Here is a 17,830-nt window from a genome sequence, read left to right as displayed (position 1 = left end):
TTAAGTAATTGTTATGGCCCATGTGCTGAAATGGGGCCGGGATTAACCGGCGCCAGGCAGGTACAATAGTGGCCCCCTTTTGTTACGGCCCTTGTCATGACTGACCCCATACGCCTCTCCAAACGCCTTATCGAACTGGTCGGTTGCTCCCGTCGGGAGGCTGAGTTGTTTATCGAAGGCGGCTGGGTCTCGGTGGACGGCGAAGTGATCGACGAGCCGCAGTTCAAGGTCACTGACGAGAAGGTCGAGCTGGACCCGGAAGCTAAAGCCACCGCGCCAGAGCCGGTGACCATCCTGATGCACGCCCCCGCAGGCATGGATGCTGAAACCGCCATGGCCTCGATCAGCGCCGAAACCCTTTCTGAAGAGCACCGCTTCGGCAAGCGCCCGCTCAAGGGGCACTTTCTGCGCCTGAGCGCCAGCGCCGACCTGCAAGCCAAGGCCAGTGGCCTGCTAGTGTTCACCCAAGACTGGAAGATTCTGCGCAAGTTGACCGCCGATGCCGCCAAGATCGAGCAGGAATACGTGGTGGAAGTCGAAGGCGACATGGTTGCCCACGGCCTTAACCGCTTGAACCACGGCCTGACCTACAAAGGCAAAGAGCTGCCTGCCGTCAAAGCCAGCTGGCAGAACGAGAACCGCCTGCGCTTTGCGATGAAAAACCCGCAACCCGGCGTGATCGCGCTGTTCTGCGAAGCCGTTGGCCTGAAAGTCATCGCCATCCGCCGCATCCGCATCGGCGGCGTGTCCATTGGCAAGGTGCCAGTGGGCCAATGGCGTTACCTGTCCGGCAAAGAAAAGTTTTAAGCCGTTCCCTTTTCCCGACACCGCCTGATTCCGGCGGTGTCATCAGTTGAATACCAGGATTGCCCATCATGATTCACAACGACGTACTGCGCAGCGTGCGCTACATGCTCGACATCAGCGACAACAAGATGGTCGAGATCATCAAGCTCGGCGGCATGGACGTGACCAAGGAAGACCTGCTGACCTACCTCAAGAAAGATGAGGAAGAAGGCTTCGTGTTCTGCCCGGATGAAGTCATGGCTCACTTCCTCGATGGCTTGGTGATTTTCAAGCGCGGCAAGGACGAAAGCCGCCCGCCGCAGCCGATCGAAACCCCGGTGACCAACAACATCATCCTGAAAAAGCTGCGCGTGGCCTTCGAACTGAAGGAAGACGACATGCATGCAATCCTCAAGGCGGCGGAGTTCCCGGTGTCCAAGCCAGAGCTGAGCGCGCTGTTCCGCAAGTTTGGTCATACCAACTACCGCACCTGTGGCGATCAGTTGCTGCGCAACTTCCTCAAGGGCCTGACCTTGCGGGTCCGTGCCTAAGCCATGAGTTACCAGGTCTCGCCCGTCGGCTTCGTACGCTCCTGTTTCAAGGAGAAGTTCGCCATCCCGCGCCAACCGCAACTGGCACCGGCTGCCCGTGGCGTGCTGGAGCTGGTGGCGCCGTTCGACCAGGGTGAGGCGGTGCAGGGGCTGGAGCAGGTCAGCCATGTGTGGCTGCTGTTTCTGTTTCATCAGGCCCTGGAAGACAAGCCACGCCTGAAAGTGCGCCCGCCACGCCTGGGCGGCAATACGTCCATGGGCGTGTTTGCCACCCGCGCAACCCATCGCCCCAATGGCATCGGCCAGTCGGTGGTGAAGCTGGACAAGGTGGAACCGGGGCGCCTGTGGATTTCCGGCATAGATTTGCTCGATGGCACGCCGGTGTTGGATATCAAGCCGTATGTGCCTTATGCCGATATCGTGGATGCCGCCACCAACGACATCGCCAGCGATGCGCCCGCGCTGATCGGCGTGCAATGGCTCAAGGCTGCACTGCAACAGGCGCAAGGCCATGCACAGCGCCTTGGTGAACCGTTGGTGGAGCTGATTGAACAGTGCCTGGCACAGGACCCGCGGCCGGCGTATCAGGTTCCGACGTCGGAACGCGAATACGGTGTGCGGTTCTGGGATGTGGATGTGCGCTGGCACTACCCGGAGCCGGGGATGATTTGTGTGCTGGAAGTGGTTTCGGCGCAGTAATTCGCAGAAACGCAAAAGCCCGCGCTGCCTTCACAGGCAACGCGGGCTTTTCTTTGCAACGCATTCGACTGTAGGAGCGAGCTTGCTCGCGAAAAACGAGCAGGCACCGCGTTCAGTCAAGATGCCAGCGTTATCGTTGGCGTTCTTCGCGAGCAAGCTCGCTCCTACAAGTGACCCGAAGTCACTTCTCGACGAACGCACGCTCGATCAGGTAGTCACCCGGCTCACGCATCCGTGGCGAAACCTTGAGGCCAAAGCTGTTCAACACTTCGCTGGTCTCGTCCAACATGCTTGGGCTGCCGCACAGCATGGCGCGGTCGTCCTCGGGATTGATTGGCGGCAGGCCGATGTCGCTGAACAGCTTGCCGCTGCGCATCAGGTCGGTCAGGCGGCCTTCGTTTTCGAACGGCTCGCGGGTCACGGTCGGGTAGTAGATCAACTTGTCACGCAGGGCCTCACCGAAGAACTCGTTCTGCGGCAGGTGCTCGGTGATGAATTCGCGGTAGGCAACTTCGTTGACGTAACGCACGCCGTGGCACAGGATCACTTTTTCGAAACGCTCATAGGTCTCCGGGTCCTGGATCACGCTCATGAATGGAGCGAGGCCAGTACCGGTGCTGAGCAGGTACAGGTGTTTGCCCGGCTTCAAATCGTCAAGCACCAGAGTGCCCGTCGGTTTTTTGCTGATGATGATCTCGTCGCCTTCCTTCAAATGCTGCAATTGGGAAGTCAGCGGGCCATCGGGCACCTTGATGCTGAAGAACTCCAGATGCTCTTCCCAGTTCGGGCTGGCAATGGAGTAAGCGCGCATGAGCGGGCGGCCGTTGGGTTGTTGCAGGCCGATCATCACGAACTGACCGTTCTCGAAGCGCAGGCCCGGATCGCGGGTGCACTTGAAGCTGAACAGAGTGTCGTTCCAGTGATGAACACTGAGGACACGCTCGTGGTTCATGTTGCTCATGTACGGGGGACTCCTGGAAATGGGTCTGCGCCAAAGGTATGGATGCGCAATTGCACAGCATTCTAATGGCGGCGACAATATCTGTTAACTGGATTATTAAGATAAGGGTTATCGGTTATATCGATATGCGATTTACTCTCCGTCAACTGCAAGTTTTCGTCGCCGTCGCCCAGCAGGAAAGCGTCTCGCGCGCTGCTGGCCTTCTGGCCTTATCTCAATCCGCCGCCAGCACCTCGATTACCGAGCTGGAGCGTCAATCCAGCTGCCAATTATTCGATCGCGCCGGCAAACGCCTGAGCCTCAACGCCCTCGGCCATCAGTTGCTACCCCAAGCGGTGGCGCTGCTGGACCAGGCCAAGGAGATAGAAGACCTGCTCAACGGCAAATCCGGCTTCGGCTCCCTGGCAGTCGGCGCCACCCTGACCATCGGCAATTACCTGGCGACGCTACTGATTGGCAGCTTTATGCAGCAACACCCCGAGAGCCAGGTAAAGCTGCACGTGCAGAACACTGCCCATATCGTGCATCAGGTTGCCCACTACGAAATTGACCTGGGTCTAATCGAAGGCGACTGCAGCCACCCGGATATCGAGGTGCAGACGTGGGTAGAAGATGAGCTGGTGGTGTTCTGTGCGCCCCAGCATCATTTGGCCAAGCGTGGCGTGGCCACCATGGACGAGTTGACCCACGAAGCGTGGATCCTGCGAGAACAAGGCTCGGGCACGCGCCTGACCTTTGACCAGGCCATGCGCCATCATCGCAGCGCGCTGAATATCCGCCTGGAGCTGGAACATACCGAGGCAATCAAGCGGGCTGTGGAGTCGGGGTTGGGGATTGGCTGCATTTCGCGGCTGGCGCTGCGCGATGCCTTCCGCCGTGGCAGCCTGGTGCCGGTGGAAACCCCGGACCTGGACCTGGCCCGGCAGTTCTACTTCATCTGGCACAAGCAGAAGTACCAGACCTCGGCGATGCGCGAGTTTCTCGAACTGTGCCGCGCCTTCACCGCTGGGGTGCAGCGCAGCGACGAGATCGTACTGCCGAGTATCGCGTGATCCTCAGATCAGGATCACCGCCCATACCAGGGTGATCATGGTCAGTGCCACGAATTGCGCGGCGCTGCCCATATCCTTGGCGTTTTTCGACAGCGGGTGGCGGTCCAGGGAAATACGGTCAATGGCCGCTTCTACCGCTGAGTTGAGCAATTCGACGATCAGCGCCAACAGGCACACTGCAATCAGCAGCGCCCGTTCAACCCGACTGACCTGCAGGAAAAAACTCAGGGGGATCAGGATGACGTTCAGTAACACCAACTGGCGGAATGCCGCCTCGCCAGTGAAAGCCGCACGCAGGCCATCCAGGGAATAGCCCCCTGCGTTGAAAATACGTTTGATACCGGTTTGACCCTTGAAAGGCGACATAGATGTAGGCAACTGAACCAAAGAAGTGGGGAAGCTAGATCACGCAAAGTCAAAAAAGCGTGAAGCGGCTGTAACTTAATGTTGCGAGATAGACTCAAGTTGCTGCAAAAGCAACGCCGCCTGAGTGCGCGTACGCACGCCCAACTTACGGAAAATCGCCGTAACGTGGGCCTTGATGGTCGCTTCCGACACACTCAATTCGTAGGCAATCTGCTTGTTCAACAAACCTTCGCAAACCATGGTCAACACCCGGAACTGCTGGGGCGTCAAGCTGGCCAGGCCATCGCGGGCGGCCTTGGCTTCATCGGACACATTGATTTCTTCAAACGCCTGGGGTGGCCAGGACACATCGCCGTCCAACACCGTGCGCACGGCTTTCTGGATATCTTCCATCGCGCTGGACTTGGGAATGAAACCGCTGGCGCCAAACTCCTTGGAGCGCACCACCACGTCGGCTTCTTCCTGGGCCGACACCATCACCACGGGGATCTGCGGGTATTGGCCACGCAGCAGCACCAGCCCGGAAAAACCGTAGGCGCCCGGCATGTTCAGGTCGAGCAACACCAGGTCCCAGTCGGATTTTTCAGTCAGGCGGGCTTCCAGTTCGGCAATGCTGGCTACTTCGACCAAACGTACATCGGGGCCAAGGCCCAGGGTTACGGCCTGATGCAGTGCGCTGCGAAACAGCGGGTGGTCATCGGCAATCAGGATTTCGTATGTGGCCATTGGTTAAATGATCCTGTTTTTTATGGGAGCCCTGATGGGTTCAGGGTTCACCAATACACGAGGCGACGGCCGGGCAGCGATCGCCACAGGGCCCGCTCAACGTCAAAAACACATGAAACGACGTCGATAATTCACGGTTGCGCCCAATCGGCGCACAGCATGCCCAGCGTAGCCTGGAGGGTCAAGCACTACGCCCGTGGGGATTTTAGCGGGTTGCGGGCTTACAGTGCCATCATGCAAACGTCGTGTGGTTATCCCGCCGGGATGTAGGGTGCAAGGCGCGTATGCACGGTGTCTGCCGCATCCAGTGGCAGTTGGAACTTGGCAGCCAGGTAATGGGTGCTGAACACATCGAGGTAGGCATCCAGCACTTCGCTGGCGACCAAGTCATCGGCCAGCTCCAGGCACAGCGCCGCCACCTCGGCGGTGCAGAAATGGTCATCGCGCTTGGAGCGCCGTAGTTTGTAACGCGACAGCTGCTCAGGCGCCAGGCTCAGCACCGGTAAATGTTCCAGATAGGGACTTTTGCGAAACATCTTGCGCGCTTCGCTCCAGGTGCCGTCCAACAGGATGAACAGTGGGCGCTTGCCCTCCTCCACGCGCACTTCACTGACCACCCGTTGCGGCGCAACGAATTCACCGGGAAATACGATGTACGGTTGCCACTGCGGGTCGGCCAGCAACCTGAGCAACTCGGGGTCGACTTCGGTACGCGACCAGGCGAATGCCGTGGTGTCGTGTATGACATCGGCGATCAGCCAACCCGTGTTGCTGGGTTTCATCGGTTCTACGTCATGCATCAACAGGCACATGGCGGACTTGGCTCCTACCTGAGGCCGCCAGGCACACAGGCAGTACTCAGGAATGACCCGGCAGCCGGGACAGCGCTCAGCACGGGAACCCCGATTGAGAAACGGCCTGACGGCACGCGCCAGACGCTGGGTACGCAAGCGGGAGACGGCGTGACTCATCGGGCACGCGGCGAAGTAGAAGAAATCGACACGGAACAAACTCGTGAAAAACAGAAGTCCAGCAGTTTACCAGCGATACGCCTGGCTGTAGTGGCAAGGGCTCACCTATAATTGCGCGCCACTGAACGCACAGCCCAGTGGCTGGTCTATGCACCAGTAACCGAATCAGGAGAGTTTCATGCTGCGTTCCATGCTGCGCCTTGTTGCCCCATCCGTCGCCCTTGCGCTGGTCTTGCCTATGGGCGCCCACGCGGCCTCGCTGCTGGAGGCTCAAATGAACAAGAAGCTGCAAAGCGTCGCGGCCGAAAGCAACAAGGACCTGCCCCGGGAAATCGATGAAAAAACCCTGGAAGTCGCCTACACCGTTGAAGGGATGCAACTGATCGATCACCTCAGCGTGCTGCCTGACCGTGCCGAACAGATGCGCGCCAACCCCAAGGCTGTGTATTTCCAGCTGGGCCGCAGTGTGTGCACCAACCCGGGCTACCGCGAGCTGATGGCCAAGGGCGCAGTGATGCGCTACGAAATTACCGAGAACAAGACCAATCGCCCGGTGGCTTCCGTCAAGTTCGCAGAGGCCGATTGCCCGGCTCCGGCGAAAAAGAAAAAGTAACCTCTGCTTGACCCTCCCGCGCCGCTTCCCAGCGGCGCGCACGCTTCCTCTGCGTTTGCCACCAACGACTAAACTGCGTAATGAACCCCCAATAAGCGGTTGCCAGCCAAGGGTTTTTCGGCCCATGATCAGTTCATCCCAGATGCCCGCCCACCACAGTTTTTAATGCTGTTCTGTCATATTTTCAGGGCAAAAAAAGGCCTGCCCTCTTGCGGCATGCCGCGACACAAGCAGTGTCGTGGCCCAGGCGACGTTCTCGTCGACTACCCAGGCCCTGTAAAGAAGGAGAAATTGAATGCCTTATGAATCGAATGATTTGCTGCTTCGTCATTTTGAAGAAAACGGGACCGACCTCACTCAGCAGGTCGACGCACAAATTCAGTTGATCGCCCCCAACAGCCCGAATATCCCTCTTTATCGAGACATGATCCTCACCGTCCTGCGCATGGCCCAGGACGACCGTGATCGCTGGAACGCCAAGATCACCCTGCGTGCCATCCGTGAACTGGACCATGCCTTTCGGGTGCTCGAACAATTCAAGGGCCGGCGCAAAGTCACGGTATTCGGCTCGGCGCGTACGCCAGTGGAAAGCCCGCTGTATGCGCTGGCCCGAGAGGTGGGTGCGACGTTGGCACGTTCCGACCTGATGGTCATCACCGGTGGCGGTGGCGGGATCATGGCCGCAGCCCACGAAGGCGCGGGCCTGGAGCACAGCCTGGGGTTCAATATCACCCTGCCCTTTGAACAGCATGCCAACCCAACCATTGATGGCACCGACAACCTGCTGTCATTCCACTTCTTCTTTACCCGTAAGCTGTTCTTCGTCAAAGAAGCCGACGCGCTGGTGTTGTGCCCTGGCGGCTTCGGCACCCTCGACGAGGCATTGGAAGTGCTGACCCTGATCCAGACCGGCAAGAGCCCGCTGGTGCCGGTAGTGCTACTGGATGCGCCGGGCGGTGGATTCTGGCAAGGCGCCCTGGATTTCATCCGCAGCCAGCTGGAAGCCAATCGCTACATCCTGCCCACCGACCTCAAACTGGTCCGCCTGGTCTACCGCGCCGAAGAGGCGGTGGACGAAATCAACCAGTTCTACGCCAACTTCCACTCCACCCGTTGGCTTAAGCGTGAGTTTGTGGTGCGCATGAATCATCCACTGAGTGACCGCGCCCTGGCCCATATGCAGCAAGCGTTTGCCAGCCTGCGGCTCAGTGGCGAGTTCCAGCAACTCGCCTATACGGGCGAAGACCATGACGAACCGAGGTTCAGCCATTTGACGCGTTTGGTGTTCAATTTCAACGGTCGCGATCAGGGGCGATTGCGGGAGTTGGTGGATTACATCAACCTGCCGGAGAACTGGGCACAGGCCCAGGGCAAGGCACAGCAACGGATGACACCAGAAACAGCGTGATTTTTTGCAGGCAAAAAAAAAGGCCCACTATTTTCATAGTGGGCCTTTTGTTTTTTGCTCAGTCGTCCATATCCCGACCGCTCAATAAGCGGCTGATCATGTCCATCGAAAACCCGCGATAACTCAAGAAGCGACCTTGCTTCGCACGCTCCTTGGCATCAATAGGAAGATGCCCAGCAAACTTGCGACGCCAGGTTTCCTCCAACTGCGACTGCCAACTGATACCGCACTCACGTAGCGCAAGGTCAATATCGGCACGTTGCAGTCCACGCTGGCTCAACTCTTCGCGAATCCGCGCAGGTCCATAACCGGAGCGTGCACGGTAAGACACAAAGCTTTCGAGGTAACGGGCTTCCGACAACAGCCCTTCTTCCGTCAACCGGTCGAGGGCTGTTTCGATCATCTCAGGCTCTGCGCCGCGCTGACGCAACTTACGTGTCAGTTCGACTCGACCATGCTCGCGGCGAGCGAGCAGGTCCATTGCAGTGCGCCGAACGGCGACGAGTGTATCCAGTACAACAGTCATCGTTTGCTTCAGACGTCAGTATCGGCTTCTTCCATTTCATCTACCGGCTCGCGGTTGGCAGCCGCCTTCACGTCCGGCGCTGCGGTCAGCAGCTTGTCGCGGATCTGCTTCTCAAGCGTGGCAGCGATATCCGGATTGTCTGCCAGGAACTTGGCCGAGTTGGCCTTGCCCTGACCGATCTTGCTGCCGTTGTAGGCATACCAGGCACCGGACTTCTCGACGAAACCGTGCAGTACGCCCAGGTCGATCATCTCGCCGTTCAGGTAGATACCCTTACCGTAGAGAATCTGGAACTCAGCCTGACGGAATGGCGGGGCCACTTTGTTCTTCACGACCTTGACGCGGGTTTCGCTACCAACAACCTCGTCACCTTCCTTCACCGCGCCAGTACGGCGGATATCCAGACGGACCGAAGCGTAGAACTTCAGCGCGTTACCACCGGTGGTGGTTTCCGGGCTACCGAACATCACGCCGATCTTCATACGGATCTGGTTGATGAAGATCACCAGGCAGTTGGCGTTCTTGATGTTACCGGTGATTTTACGCAGCGCCTGGGACATCAGGCGGGCTTGCAGGCCCACGTGCATGTCGCCCATTTCGCCTTCGATTTCAGCCTTGGGTACCAGGGCAGCCACGGAGTCGACCACGATCACGTCGATGGCGTTGGAGCGCACCAGCATGTCGGTGATTTCCAGGGCTTGCTCGCCGGTGTCCGGCTGGGAAACCAGCAGGTCATCAACGTTGACGCCCAGCTTGCCGGCGTATTCAGGATCCAGGGCGTGCTCGGCGTCGACGAACGCACAGGTGGCGCCCATTTTCTGCGCCTGGGCAATCACCGACAGGGTCAGGGTGGTTTTACCGGAAGATTCAGGACCGTAGATTTCAACGATACGGCCTTTTGGCAGGCCGCCAATGCCGAGCGCGATGTCCAGACCCAGAGAGCCAGTGGAAATAGCCGGGATCGCCTGACGGTCGTGATCGCCCATACGCATTACGGCACCCTTGCCGAATTGACGTTCGATCTGACCCAGGGCCGCAGCCAAGGCTTTCTTCTTGTTGTCGTCCATTAAAGTCCTCACGTAATCAATAAGGCCTGACGGCCAACACCTGTATAAGTAGACAGTATTGTTCCACAAAGATCCAAGATCGCCTACCCCTGATTGTCTATTTCTGCTGCAGCTCGTCGCAACAAGCCCTCCAGCGCGGCTTTTACCGTTTGTCGGCGGACCTCGTCGCGGTTGCCGGTGAAGTGCGCAAGCTCAGCCGTCACCTCTTCGCCCACGGCAAAAGCCAGCCAAACGGTGCCCACCGGCTTGTCCGGCGAACCGCCATCGGGGCCGGCAACACCGCTGACCGCCACGGCAAACCGCGCCAGGCTTTTTTCCTGCGCGCCGCGGGCCATCGCCTCCACCACTTCCTGGCTGACGGCCCCGACTTTGGCGAACAGTTTTTCCGGTACATTCAACTGCCGGGTCTTCTGTCGGTTGGAATAAGTGACATAGCCCGCCTCGAACCAGGCCGAACTGCCCGGGATCCGCGTGATGGCTTCGGCGATGCCGCCGCCGGTACAGGACTCGGCAGTGGTGACGTGGGCACTGAGCACCTGCAAACGGCGACCCAGTTCGGCAGCCAGTTGAGTGATTTCCTTCACGGTCGTCTCCAGGAATGGGCGGGGGTTTGCCTACCCTACAGGAGCCCATCGACCATGCAAGGTACAGAGTGCATCAAGACGCTAATGCGCGACGGCCTGCACGTAGGCCTGGCAAGCACGCAAGGCGATCAGGGCGTTATCGCCGTCGTCGGTGATGCGGATAATTCGCTGAGCATGCGCCGGGTCAAGTCGGGCTCGCGAGGTTGCATGAACCACGCCGCCGGGGCTGGGGGCGGCAGGCACTGTGCAGCCAGTGGTGACGGTGGCGAGAAGGACTGACAGCCGCACATCAGCAGTGGCCAGGCGATCGCGCAGAGCCGCTTGATTACGCAGGGCATCGTTCAATTCCTGAATGTGTTGGTGATCGCTAGTAGAGATTTGCTGTTCAAGGGCCAGGCGTTTGGCCTGTTCAGCCTGTTGTTGCTGAAGAATTGCCTGGCTTTGTTGGCTGAGCGCCTGTGTATGTCGGACCGATTGCAGCTCCAGCTGCGCCCCGTATCGCCACGCCTGCACCTGCCAAACAAGCGCCATGAGCAGGCACACACCGACCAAGCGAAACGCACCTAGGAAACGCATAGCACCGCCTTCGCTCGCACCCACAACCGCAAACGATCGTCCAGACCGTTGAGCCCACCATTGATACGGCGAGTGATGGTGGTGAACTGGTCTTTGTCGGCGAGCTCATTGAGGCCGTTGCTTTGCCAGAACCAGGCGGCGGATTCGCAGGCCCACTGTGGCTGCTCCAGCAATTTTGGGTGTCGCAGCAGACGATCGTCACCAAACAGAGCTTGGCTGCACGCCATGTAATTACGGCGCCCGGTGATCTGGATCAGCCCCCTGCCCCGATACATTTGCCCATCACCATCGGCCTCAGGGGTGTTGCCCAGCCGCGCGGCCAGGCTGCCGGTGTCGTACTTGCTCAGGTATTGATCGCTACCCAATTCGCGCACGTACTGTAACTGGGCAGACTCGTGACCGATTTGGGCGAGGAAGGCGGCGACGCGACGGGCCGTATTGATCTGATGCCCCGCAAAGGCCGCATTTAGAAAGGTTAAAAAAATGCCCGCGCGAAGGCGGGCTCCAGGCATTACACCCAGAAGCTGAGCATGTGTGATTACCATGGGTTTTACTCTAAGGAAGGATCTACACCGACAAACCGCTGGCCTGGACCGTACTCCGATAGCCACCTTTTCGCTCGCCCCTGGATTTCACCGTTTTAATCGACCAGCGCCCTTGCATGAACCTCGGCCACGACTCATCCAGCAGCAACAGGCCTTCAGCAGCCAGCGAAGGATTACCCGGGCAGACCACATCGATCTGCAACCCTTCGCGCCCCACCCGCCGCATCTCTCCCTGCGCCGCCGAGCGTGCTTCGTCCTCGCTCTGGTATCGCTGTGTCACCACTTTGAAGGGTGCGATGCCCACCTTGACGACACGCTGTTTTCCGGCTGCCGCGTCCCACCATGACGTTTGCGCGCCGTTGTATTTGGCACGGCTGGTTTCGGTGAAACTGGCGCTGATGAACGCGCGGTCACCTGGACGATTGTCATGGGTAATCGACAACCGTACATCCGGCAATGCCTTGCCCGACAGCGTCTTGATCTGGCCTTTGCGCCCCAGTACATACAGCTCATCGACAGGCTTGGCCACCGCATCGAAGCGCTTGGCCAAGCGCGTCAGAAAGGCCATGTCGCTTTCATTGGTCTGATCGATGTGCGCGATCGGCTCACTGTCGAGTTCAGGCGCCACACGCGGTGAAAAACCATATCGGGTGGTCAGTTGGCGAAACAGCGCACCCAGGGTTATCGGCCCATGGCTGGCGGTGCGGCGCTGTTTGAATTCGTGCTCGTCGAACGGTGCCGCCGTGGCCACCAGCACCAGTCGCAATGGGAACATCGACGGCGTGCGCTGGGTGATCTTGAACACGCCCTTATCCACCAGGCCCGATTCCAGATAGCCAATACGCAGGCCAATTTTGCCGCCCAAATCGGGCAGCCCTTCAAGCCCCTCGATATCGAGGGTCAACTTCAGTTGATCAGATACAAACCCCGCTGCGTCGGTATGCTCCCACTCCAAGAGCCTCTCGTTGAATAACGCGGCATTGGCTCCGTATAGCTCCACTACAGGTGTAAATCCGAGTGCCATGATGGCTCCTTAATCCCAGGCGGAAACCGGCCGACTCGCAACCGGTTGCGCGTCCAATTCGGGCACCAGCACGCTGACGCCCGCCGGCAGTACCGCGCACTGTTCGGCCAACTCCGGGTTCAAGCGCCACAACGCTTCTTCTGCGGCATCATCACTGCGCCCCAGTTCGCGGTAGAGCAACAGGTTCACCGAGTCGCCGGCAATACTTCGAACCCTACGCATTGACGAACTCCTCCAGTAACAATGTCCAATTGATCACCATGGCCGTCCCGTCGTCGATCACGCTGGCTTGTTTTTCACTGATCGACTGGATGGTCCATAGCCCCCAGTTACGCCCCAACCCGTCCACCAAAGGCAACGGCGCCCGCAGGGCCTGCAGGGTGCGCAACTCATCCAGGCGCGCCATGCCATCGGCACGCGCAGCCTTGCCGCCCAATGCCAGCGTTTCGAGCCCCTGGCCGACCTGGCTGGATTTAGGTTTGCCGGCAATGATGTCGAGACTGACCCAGCCCCCGCTGCTACCACGATCAAGCGTGTCGTAGGCGAACCCACGGGACAGCCCGAAAATAAAAGTACCCAAGACCATCTGTTGTCGCATCACACAGCTCCATCGGTGAGTGCTGCGCCGCGTCGGGTCGCCAGCAGGTTGTCCATCGACAGCGGGGTAAATTGCGCTTCGATCTGTTGCACCACGAGCGCCGCCAGCTGGTGATGGCTGGCTTGCTCAGGCGCGGTGATGGTGATTTGCGGGGCGAAGTTGATTTGGCGGTTGTCGGCCTGAGGGGCGTTGAGGTTTTTGCTGACCTCCGTGGGGGATGGCAGGCGATCGCCCGTCCCCATCACTTTTTCAGCCAGCCACGCACCGACGTCACTGCCCACGAAAGTGCCCACGGCGCCACCGACTACCTTACCGATTGCGCCCCCGGCGACGCCGCCCATCACACCGCCCAACACTGTGCCGGCACCCGGAACAACCGAACCGATAACAGCTCCCGCCAGCGTGCCGACCGCTCGGCCTATCGCCATCCCGGCCACATCACCGACGACACCGCCGGCAACACCGCCGCCGATGGAGCCCACGCTAGTGCCAACCTCTTGACCCAGGTTTCCGGTCATCGCGCCTTGCGTCATCTCGACACCGGCCTGGGCCACCACCAAAACCAGGGGGACCCCTTTGGCCAGCTTGCTCACCTTCGCCGCTTTGCCAGAGATGCCTGGGCCGGAAGAAGACGGGCGATTACCGTTGTGCCCGTCATTACTCGGGGCGTTGCGCGGGCTGCCCGGCGGTGTGGTTTTATTCCCTGCTGCCGGCCCCTCTCCGAGCACTTTCCCTGCGACCTTTTCGAAAATCTTGTCCTTCACGGCACCGAAAACACCGGAAACCACCGGGATCAGCACCGCCCCCGCCAGGGTGACGGCAGCGGCAGCCTTGGGCAGGCCCTCCGCGAGCCAAGCCACGCCACTGACCAGGCCGTTCATGGCGGTCAGCTTGGCATCCACAACGGGGTCCAGCGCTGTATCAGAGGCAGTGCTCAAGCGCGTGGTACTGGCCTCGTAGGCTTGCCGACGTGCGTAAGTAGAGTCCGCACGAACCTCGGCCGAACGCAGCACCGAACCTTGGTCGCCCAGCGTCGAAGTGGCGTAGGTGGATTTTTCTGCGACCAGCGAAAAGGCCTGTTTCACGCTGTCGATCACCGGTACCAGGCTCAGAATCGTCTGGTTGCCGTCGAACAACTGCGTCGCCAGCACCGCCTGCCTTTCGGCAGGTTGCGACTTGAGCGCCTCCAGCACCGTAAGCACGGCCTGTGGGGCGTCCTGTTTCATGCCCGCCGCGAGTACTTTTGGATCAAGCTTGAGCTCTGCCCAGGCACTGCGTTGCCCTGCAGAGGCGTTGTCGCCTTTAGCCAGGACGGCGCTGATTTTTTCCAGCCCGGCACCAGCAACAACCTTGCTGTTACCTGCGCTCAATAACGCCGCCGAAAGCGCTGCAGCCTGTTCGGGACTCATGCCCGCAGCCTTCGCGGCAGCGCCCTGGAGTTGCACAACAGCGCCGATATCCGCCGATTCGGCCTTGAGCGATACCTGGGTGCCCAGCACGTTTGTTGCGTCGGCAAGGTCCAAGGCTTGTGCGCGATCAAGGTGCATTGACTCGCGCCAGCCGCCCATGATTTCGCCGGCATTTTTGACGTCGATCTTGAACGCCGTCGCCAGGATCGCAGCGTCGCGAGCGAACTGCTGCAGGTCTGCCCGGCGCCCAACGGGGTCGATATTGCCCGATGCGTCCTTGCGATCACTGCCGATACCGGAACGGGCGGCGGCATACTCGACCTTCGCGAGGTCGACGGCACTGGCACCACTGGCAGCCACCACCGGCTCGGACGCCATGGCAAGGTTGGCTTCACGCAATGCCTTGCGCTCATGCCGGGCAAACATCAACAGTTGGTCAATATCGGTCATCGCGGCGTCCAGCGCCTGCGAGGGTGTGCGCTTGTCTGTAGGCGCGACGGTCTTCGTACCCTCTGCGTTCCCGGCAGTTTGAGCTTGCCGGGCGTCCATCACCTTGAGCAACGAGACGTTGAACAGCTCCAGCGTATCGACCAACCGGACCTGCCCGTCCGCCAGATGCTTGATCTGCAAGCTGGCATCGGCCAATGCCAGGGCCAAACTCGCCGCACTCCCCGGGGCCCCCTCAAGCGGGCTCGGCAGCGCTTGGGTGATAGGTTTGAGACTAGCGTGCATTCCTGTCATCTGAAGTGCGCCCTGAGTCATCACGCCGTCCTTGGCAATGGCTGACCCTGCTTCATGATTACTATCTGCCATTGCGCTCTACTCCTGTTTGACGCCAAGACGACTGATCGCGATGTCGTAGCGGCGCAATGCTTTGCCGGCTTCCCAGTCGAGGATTTCCGCTTCGTTTACCGAGTAAACCAGCGGCACTACATCGAGGATCACTTCGATGTCGCGCTCCGAAAGAAGTCCGCCGGTTTGTTTAAAAAATCGTCGATGCGCTCCTGCAGCTCGGTCCAGTCGGGCACGGTCAGGCCGGCAAGATCGGGAATCATCAGGCCGGTGCAATGGGCGGTGATGAACTCGGCACGCTCTTTGTTAGTGGCTAGCTTTTTCATCACCTTGGTAGCGCGCAGGGCGGGCATTTCCAGGGGCAGTTCGGTCAGGGTACGGCCGGCGGCTTCCAGGGGTAATAGCAGGTGGACAGGCTGGTCGTGGGTCGTCACGTCCTGTTCGTTCAGGAAGAACGAGGCCGGGCGCGTCGACATTTCGTGTACGTACTGCGCAATGCTCACGTAGTCCGGGCGTTTGAGTTGGTCGAGTTCTTTTTCCGACAGGCCGGTGGCGAGTTTCGCCAGTTCGAAGAACTGGTCGTCCTCGTCATCACCGGCCCGGGCCAGCGCGTCTTTTTGCGCGGCGTAGAACAACGGTTTGAGTTGAACCTGCTCGATCATTGCACCGGTGTCGGCGGTGATCGGGGACAGCAGGATGTGCAACGGTGGCATCCAGGCCATGGGGCAATTCCTTGTTGAACGGTATTGAAAAGTGCGAAAAATCTAAACCTGAGCATGGCCCCTGTGGGAGCTGGCTTGCCTGCGATGGCATCCACTCGATACACCAGGGATACCGAGTCGCCTACATCGCAGGCAAGCCAGCTCCCACCTTGACCGTGCTCGCTTCAGATTGCGCCGGCCCTTAAGGCATCAGCACGGCGCGGCGGGCATCGCCAAGAATGTCGACGCCGTTGAGCACGAACTTCTGGGTGCGCACATCGATGTCGATCACCGAAATGCCATTTTCCAGACGGTTGTAGGTACGGCAGGACAGTTCCAGCGTGGTGGTAGCCTTGTCGCCCATTTTCAGCTTCGCCTCCTCCAGGGATTTGAGCTTGCCGCCCACGGTGTGGTAGGTGAAGTAGGTCTTGCCGTCCTGGTCTTGGCCGGCTTCACGCACGTTCAGCAAGATGTCGTCGCCCGTGCGCACGCCCAGGGCCAGCATGATTTCCGGGCCGGCACCTTGCAGCACCAGCTTGGCGTTGAGCACCTTGCCGCTCTTGGCCATTTCCTCGGCAATAAAGCGCCCGCCGGACATAAGCTCCATGTCGAACTCGATCTTCGGCGGGGTGAACTCTTCCACGGTTGCGGACAACGGCAGGCCTTGAAGGGTGGCCGCAATGGCCTGTCTGACTCGGTTGGTAAACATTAGAGAACGTCCTCCAGGAACTGCTCGATGATTTCATCGCGGGCGTTGAGTTGATAAACCATGTGTTCGTTCGGCGCGTAGCGGCCGTAGTCGATGACGATGAACCAGGTGCCGTTTTTGTACTTCTCGACGCTGTTCAGCTCCGGGTGCAGGTACACGCTGCCGCCGGGGATGGTTTCGTCGGCCACCAGGGTTTGCAGCCAGTCGTTGATGCGCTTGACCTCCTGGTCCATGAAGGACTTGGTGAGGTTCTTGGCCATGGCTTTCTGGCCAGCCTTGACCAGCTTGCGGCTGATGGCATCTTCCAGGCCAACGTAGCTGATGAACTTACCGGTGATGGAGCGGTTGCCCAGCAGGGAGAAGCCGCCGAGGATGGTGCGAGCGTAGTAGCTCACGCCGTAGCGGTTGAGCAGGTCGCCTTCGGTGGAGGTGTCGAGGATGTTGTACTCGACCACGCGGGAAACGTCCTCGGCGAAGGTCACCTGGTTACCTGGGCTTTCCCACTGCTTGACCTTGGCCAATGCGGCGATGGCCAGCGAGGATGGCGACAGGAACACGTTCTTCTTCGCGGCCTTGGAGTACACCGACGGCATGTTGTGCACCAACAGGCAACGGTCGAAGCCCAGGTCGGCCCCGCCCAGTTCGCCGCTGTAGGTCACTTGATCGGCAACGGACGCGTCCTTGCCATCCAGCACCACACGGGCCTTGATGCGCTTGCCGAAGGAGGCGAACTCACCGGCCACTGCCTTGGTGCCGGTAAAGCCTGGAGCGCCGATGATGGTCAGGTCTTCAGGCACGCTGCTCAGGGCCGCCAGGCCCAGCTTGCGACCGGTGGCCGGGTCGTTGCCGCCGATCACATTGTTGATCGTATCGGCCGGGGTAGCGCCTTCTTCGACGATGACCACATAGACCGGCACCTTCACCACTTTGAGGATCTGGTACACCGCTTGGAACAAGGTTCCCGACTCAGTGCCGGTAGGGTCCAGCAACGCCTGAGTGGTAAAGCTGTTGATGCGAAACGGCGCGTTTTTCGGGATCGACGCATGGGCATTCGGTGCAGTGCCGACCAGGCCGATGACGTTATCGCCAAGGCCACCCATGGCCTCGGGGGATTCAGTGGCATTTACAGTGATGCCGTTGTGCTCGAAGTTCAGGACTTCTGCCAT

At 59.7% G+C, this 17,830-nt stretch carries 23 protein-coding genes; 6 read left to right on the top strand and 17 right to left on the bottom strand.

Annotation, left to right across the window (positions count from 1 at the left end):
• The first annotated feature begins 96 nt into the window (after positions 1-96).
• From ACP7CZ_RS05000 to tsaA, 3 genes are all read left to right on the top strand, one after another.
• Positions 97-807, top strand: a complete 711-nt coding sequence (locus ACP7CZ_RS05000) for an rRNA pseudouridine synthase (protein WP_014717183.1) — start codon at positions 97-99, stop codon at positions 805-807.
• A gap of 68 nt (positions 808-875) precedes the next feature.
• Entirely contained in the window at positions 876-1,337 is a 462-nt protein-coding gene (locus tag ACP7CZ_RS04995) for a DUF1456 family protein (protein WP_005785469.1), read from the top strand.
• Between the two features lie 3 nt (positions 1,338-1,340).
• Positions 1,341-2,036 (top strand): tRNA (N6-threonylcarbamoyladenosine(37)-N6)-methyltransferase TrmO, encoded by a 696-nt coding sequence (tsaA, locus tag ACP7CZ_RS04990; RefSeq protein WP_054917804.1) that lies wholly within the window; start codon positions 1,341-1,343, stop codon positions 2,034-2,036.
• A gap of 181 nt (positions 2,037-2,217) precedes the next feature.
• On the opposite strand, the gene fpr is transcribed toward tsaA, so the two are convergent.
• Positions 2,218-2,997 carry a ferredoxin-NADP reductase gene (fpr, locus tag ACP7CZ_RS04985; protein WP_003189055.1) on the bottom strand — a complete coding sequence of 260 codons (780 nt, stop codon included), beginning with the start codon at positions 2,995-2,997 and terminating at the stop codon, positions 2,218-2,220.
• A 125-nt stretch (positions 2,998-3,122) separates the two neighbouring features.
• Between fpr and ACP7CZ_RS04980 the strand changes: the two genes are divergently transcribed.
• Entirely contained in the window at positions 3,123-4,049 is a 927-nt protein-coding gene (locus tag ACP7CZ_RS04980) for a LysR family transcriptional regulator (protein WP_003189054.1), read from the top strand.
• A 3-nt stretch (positions 4,050-4,052) separates the two neighbouring features.
• On the opposite strand, the gene ACP7CZ_RS04975 is transcribed toward ACP7CZ_RS04980, so the two are convergent.
• The 3 genes from ACP7CZ_RS04975 to ACP7CZ_RS04965 form a co-directional block, all read right to left on the bottom strand.
• Entirely contained in the window at positions 4,053-4,415 is a 363-nt protein-coding gene (locus tag ACP7CZ_RS04975) for a diacylglycerol kinase (protein WP_003189051.1), read from the bottom strand.
• A 75-nt stretch (positions 4,416-4,490) separates the two neighbouring features.
• On the bottom strand, positions 4,491-5,141 hold the full coding sequence (erdR, locus tag ACP7CZ_RS04970) for a response regulator transcription factor ErdR (protein ID WP_003189050.1): 651 nt from the start codon (positions 5,139-5,141) through the stop codon (positions 4,491-4,493).
• 251 nt (positions 5,142-5,392) lie between these two features.
• Entirely contained in the window at positions 5,393-6,112 is a 720-nt protein-coding gene (locus ACP7CZ_RS04965; protein WP_294164427.1) for a tRNA-uridine aminocarboxypropyltransferase, read from the bottom strand.
• Positions 6,113-6,290: 178 nt separating this feature from the next.
• On the opposite strand from ACP7CZ_RS04965, the gene ACP7CZ_RS04960 reads away from it, so the two are divergent.
• Positions 6,291-6,725: a PA3611 family quorum-sensing-regulated virulence factor gene (locus ACP7CZ_RS04960; protein WP_034126491.1), complete on the top strand. Its 435-nt coding sequence runs from the start codon at positions 6,291-6,293 to the stop codon at positions 6,723-6,725.
• 295 nt (positions 6,726-7,020) lie between these two features.
• Positions 7,021-8,133 (top strand): TIGR00730 family Rossman fold protein, encoded by a 1,113-nt coding sequence (locus ACP7CZ_RS04955; protein WP_294164424.1) that lies wholly within the window; start codon positions 7,021-7,023, stop codon positions 8,131-8,133.
• 58 nt (positions 8,134-8,191) lie between these two features.
• Here ACP7CZ_RS04955 and recX read toward each other — a convergent pair whose 3' ends face one another.
• The 13 genes from recX to ACP7CZ_RS04890 all read right to left on the bottom strand — a co-directional run bounded on the left by recX (position 8,192) and on the right by ACP7CZ_RS04890 (position 17,830).
• Positions 8,192-8,659: a recombination regulator RecX gene (recX, locus tag ACP7CZ_RS04950; RefSeq protein WP_034126489.1), complete on the bottom strand. Its 468-nt coding sequence runs from the start codon at positions 8,657-8,659 to the stop codon at positions 8,192-8,194.
• 8 nt (positions 8,660-8,667) lie between these two features.
• Complete coding sequence (gene recA, locus ACP7CZ_RS04945) at positions 8,668-9,726, bottom strand: recombinase RecA (RefSeq protein WP_014717176.1); 1,059 nt, start codon at positions 9,724-9,726, stop codon at positions 8,668-8,670.
• An 83-nt stretch (positions 9,727-9,809) separates the two neighbouring features.
• Positions 9,810-10,310, bottom strand: coding sequence for a CinA family protein (locus ACP7CZ_RS04940; RefSeq protein ID WP_054897099.1), 501 nt, complete (start codon positions 10,308-10,310; stop codon positions 9,810-9,812).
• A gap of 81 nt (positions 10,311-10,391) precedes the next feature.
• Positions 10,392-10,886: a lysis system i-spanin subunit Rz gene (locus ACP7CZ_RS04935; protein WP_034126487.1), complete on the bottom strand. Its 495-nt coding sequence runs from the start codon at positions 10,884-10,886 to the stop codon at positions 10,392-10,394.
• Positions 10,874-11,431 carry a glycoside hydrolase family 19 protein gene (locus ACP7CZ_RS04930; RefSeq protein ID WP_197900806.1) on the bottom strand — a complete coding sequence of 186 codons (558 nt, stop codon included), beginning with the start codon at positions 11,429-11,431 and terminating at the stop codon, positions 10,874-10,876. Before ACP7CZ_RS04930 ends, ACP7CZ_RS04935 begins: the two co-directional genes overlap by 13 nt.
• A 22-nt stretch (positions 11,432-11,453) precedes the next feature.
• Positions 11,454-12,455: a contractile injection system protein, VgrG/Pvc8 family gene (locus ACP7CZ_RS04925; protein WP_294164419.1), complete on the bottom strand. Its 1,002-nt coding sequence runs from the start codon at positions 12,453-12,455 to the stop codon at positions 11,454-11,456.
• 9 nt (positions 12,456-12,464) lie between these two features.
• Positions 12,465-12,677 carry a tail protein X gene (locus ACP7CZ_RS04920; protein ID WP_054897095.1) on the bottom strand — a complete coding sequence of 71 codons (213 nt, stop codon included), beginning with the start codon at positions 12,675-12,677 and terminating at the stop codon, positions 12,465-12,467.
• Positions 12,670-13,053, bottom strand: coding sequence for a phage tail protein (locus ACP7CZ_RS04915; RefSeq protein WP_034126484.1), 384 nt, complete (start codon positions 13,051-13,053; stop codon positions 12,670-12,672). The genes ACP7CZ_RS04920 and ACP7CZ_RS04915 overlap by 8 nt, the downstream gene beginning before the upstream one ends.
• Complete coding sequence (locus ACP7CZ_RS04910; protein WP_057976036.1) at positions 13,053-15,275, bottom strand: phage tail tape measure protein; 2,223 nt, start codon at positions 15,273-15,275, stop codon at positions 13,053-13,055. The genes ACP7CZ_RS04915 and ACP7CZ_RS04910 overlap by 1 nt, the downstream gene beginning before the upstream one ends.
• A gap of 6 nt (positions 15,276-15,281) precedes the next feature.
• The gene (locus tag ACP7CZ_RS04905; protein ID WP_014717169.1) at positions 15,282-15,407 is read right to left on the bottom strand and encodes a hypothetical protein; all 126 of its coding nucleotides are present in this window, start codon (positions 15,405-15,407) and stop codon (positions 15,282-15,284) included.
• Positions 15,404-15,976 (bottom strand): phage tail assembly protein, encoded by a 573-nt coding sequence (locus ACP7CZ_RS04900; RefSeq protein WP_054897093.1) that lies wholly within the window; start codon positions 15,974-15,976, stop codon positions 15,404-15,406. Before ACP7CZ_RS04900 ends, ACP7CZ_RS04905 begins: the two co-directional genes overlap by 4 nt.
• A gap of 181 nt (positions 15,977-16,157) precedes the next feature.
• Positions 16,158-16,664: a phage major tail tube protein gene (locus tag ACP7CZ_RS04895; protein WP_072447640.1), complete on the bottom strand. Its 507-nt coding sequence runs from the start codon at positions 16,662-16,664 to the stop codon at positions 16,158-16,160.
• The gene (locus tag ACP7CZ_RS04890; protein ID WP_072447638.1) at positions 16,664-17,830 is read right to left on the bottom strand and encodes a phage tail protein; all 1,167 of its coding nucleotides are present in this window, start codon (positions 17,828-17,830) and stop codon (positions 16,664-16,666) included. Before ACP7CZ_RS04890 ends, ACP7CZ_RS04895 begins: the two co-directional genes overlap by 1 nt.

Source organism: Pseudomonas sp. DWP2-2, assembly GCF_049897065.1.
Lineage (GTDB): Bacteria > Pseudomonadota > Gammaproteobacteria > Pseudomonadales > Pseudomonadaceae > Aquipseudomonas > Aquipseudomonas paracarnis.
Note: the sequence above shows the minus strand (reverse complement) of the source record. Positions and strands in the feature narration are given on the sequence as shown.

Excerpts from the sequence above, each read along its gene's own strand:
- erdR (WP_003189050.1), bottom strand. The coding sequence starts at position 5,141 with ATGGCCACATACGAAATCCTGATTGCCGATGACCACCCGCTGTTTCGC.
- ACP7CZ_RS04995 (WP_005785469.1), top strand. The coding sequence starts at position 876 with ATGATTCACAACGACGTACTGCGCAGCGTGCGCTACATGCTCGACATC.
- ACP7CZ_RS05000 (WP_014717183.1), top strand. The coding sequence starts at position 97 with ATGACTGACCCCATACGCCTCTCCAAACGCCTTATCGAACTGGTCGGT.
- ACP7CZ_RS04910 (WP_057976036.1), bottom strand. The coding sequence starts at position 15,275 with ATGGCAGATAGTAATCATGAAGCAGGGTCAGCCATTGCCAAGGACGGC.
- ACP7CZ_RS04920 (WP_054897095.1), bottom strand. The coding sequence starts at position 12,677 with ATGCGTAGGGTTCGAAGTATTGCCGGCGACTCGGTGAACCTGTTGCTC.
- ACP7CZ_RS04960 (WP_034126491.1), top strand. The coding sequence starts at position 6,291 with ATGCTGCGTTCCATGCTGCGCCTTGTTGCCCCATCCGTCGCCCTTGCG.
- ACP7CZ_RS04975 (WP_003189051.1), bottom strand. The coding sequence starts at position 4,415 with ATGTCGCCTTTCAAGGGTCAAACCGGTATCAAACGTATTTTCAACGCA.
- ACP7CZ_RS04955 (WP_294164424.1), top strand. The coding sequence starts at position 7,021 with ATGCCTTATGAATCGAATGATTTGCTGCTTCGTCATTTTGAAGAAAAC.
- ACP7CZ_RS04935 (WP_034126487.1), bottom strand. The coding sequence starts at position 10,886 with ATGCGTTTCCTAGGTGCGTTTCGCTTGGTCGGTGTGTGCCTGCTCATG.
- ACP7CZ_RS04965 (WP_294164427.1), bottom strand. The coding sequence starts at position 6,112 with ATGAGTCACGCCGTCTCCCGCTTGCGTACCCAGCGTCTGGCGCGTGCC.
- recX (WP_034126489.1), bottom strand. The coding sequence starts at position 8,659 with ATGACTGTTGTACTGGATACACTCGTCGCCGTTCGGCGCACTGCAATG.
- ACP7CZ_RS04915 (WP_034126484.1), bottom strand. The coding sequence starts at position 13,053 with ATGCGACAACAGATGGTCTTGGGTACTTTTATTTTCGGGCTGTCCCGT.
- ACP7CZ_RS04980 (WP_003189054.1), top strand. The coding sequence starts at position 3,123 with ATGCGATTTACTCTCCGTCAACTGCAAGTTTTCGTCGCCGTCGCCCAG.
- ACP7CZ_RS04930 (WP_197900806.1), bottom strand. The coding sequence starts at position 11,431 with ATGGTAATCACACATGCTCAGCTTCTGGGTGTAATGCCTGGAGCCCGC.
- tsaA (WP_054917804.1), top strand. The coding sequence starts at position 1,341 with ATGAGTTACCAGGTCTCGCCCGTCGGCTTCGTACGCTCCTGTTTCAAG.
- ACP7CZ_RS04925 (WP_294164419.1), bottom strand. The coding sequence starts at position 12,455 with ATGGCACTCGGATTTACACCTGTAGTGGAGCTATACGGAGCCAATGCC.
- ACP7CZ_RS04890 (WP_072447638.1), bottom strand. The coding sequence starts at position 17,830 with ATGGCAGAAGTCCTGAACTTCGAGCACAACGGCATCACTGTAAATGCC.
- ACP7CZ_RS04900 (WP_054897093.1), bottom strand. The coding sequence starts at position 15,976 with ATGGCCTGGATGCCACCGTTGCACATCCTGCTGTCCCCGATCACCGCC.
- recA (WP_014717176.1), bottom strand. The coding sequence starts at position 9,726 with ATGGACGACAACAAGAAGAAAGCCTTGGCTGCGGCCCTGGGTCAGATC.
- fpr (WP_003189055.1), bottom strand. The coding sequence starts at position 2,997 with ATGAGCAACATGAACCACGAGCGTGTCCTCAGTGTTCATCACTGGAAC.
- ACP7CZ_RS04895 (WP_072447640.1), bottom strand. The coding sequence starts at position 16,664 with ATGTTTACCAACCGAGTCAGACAGGCCATTGCGGCCACCCTTCAAGGC.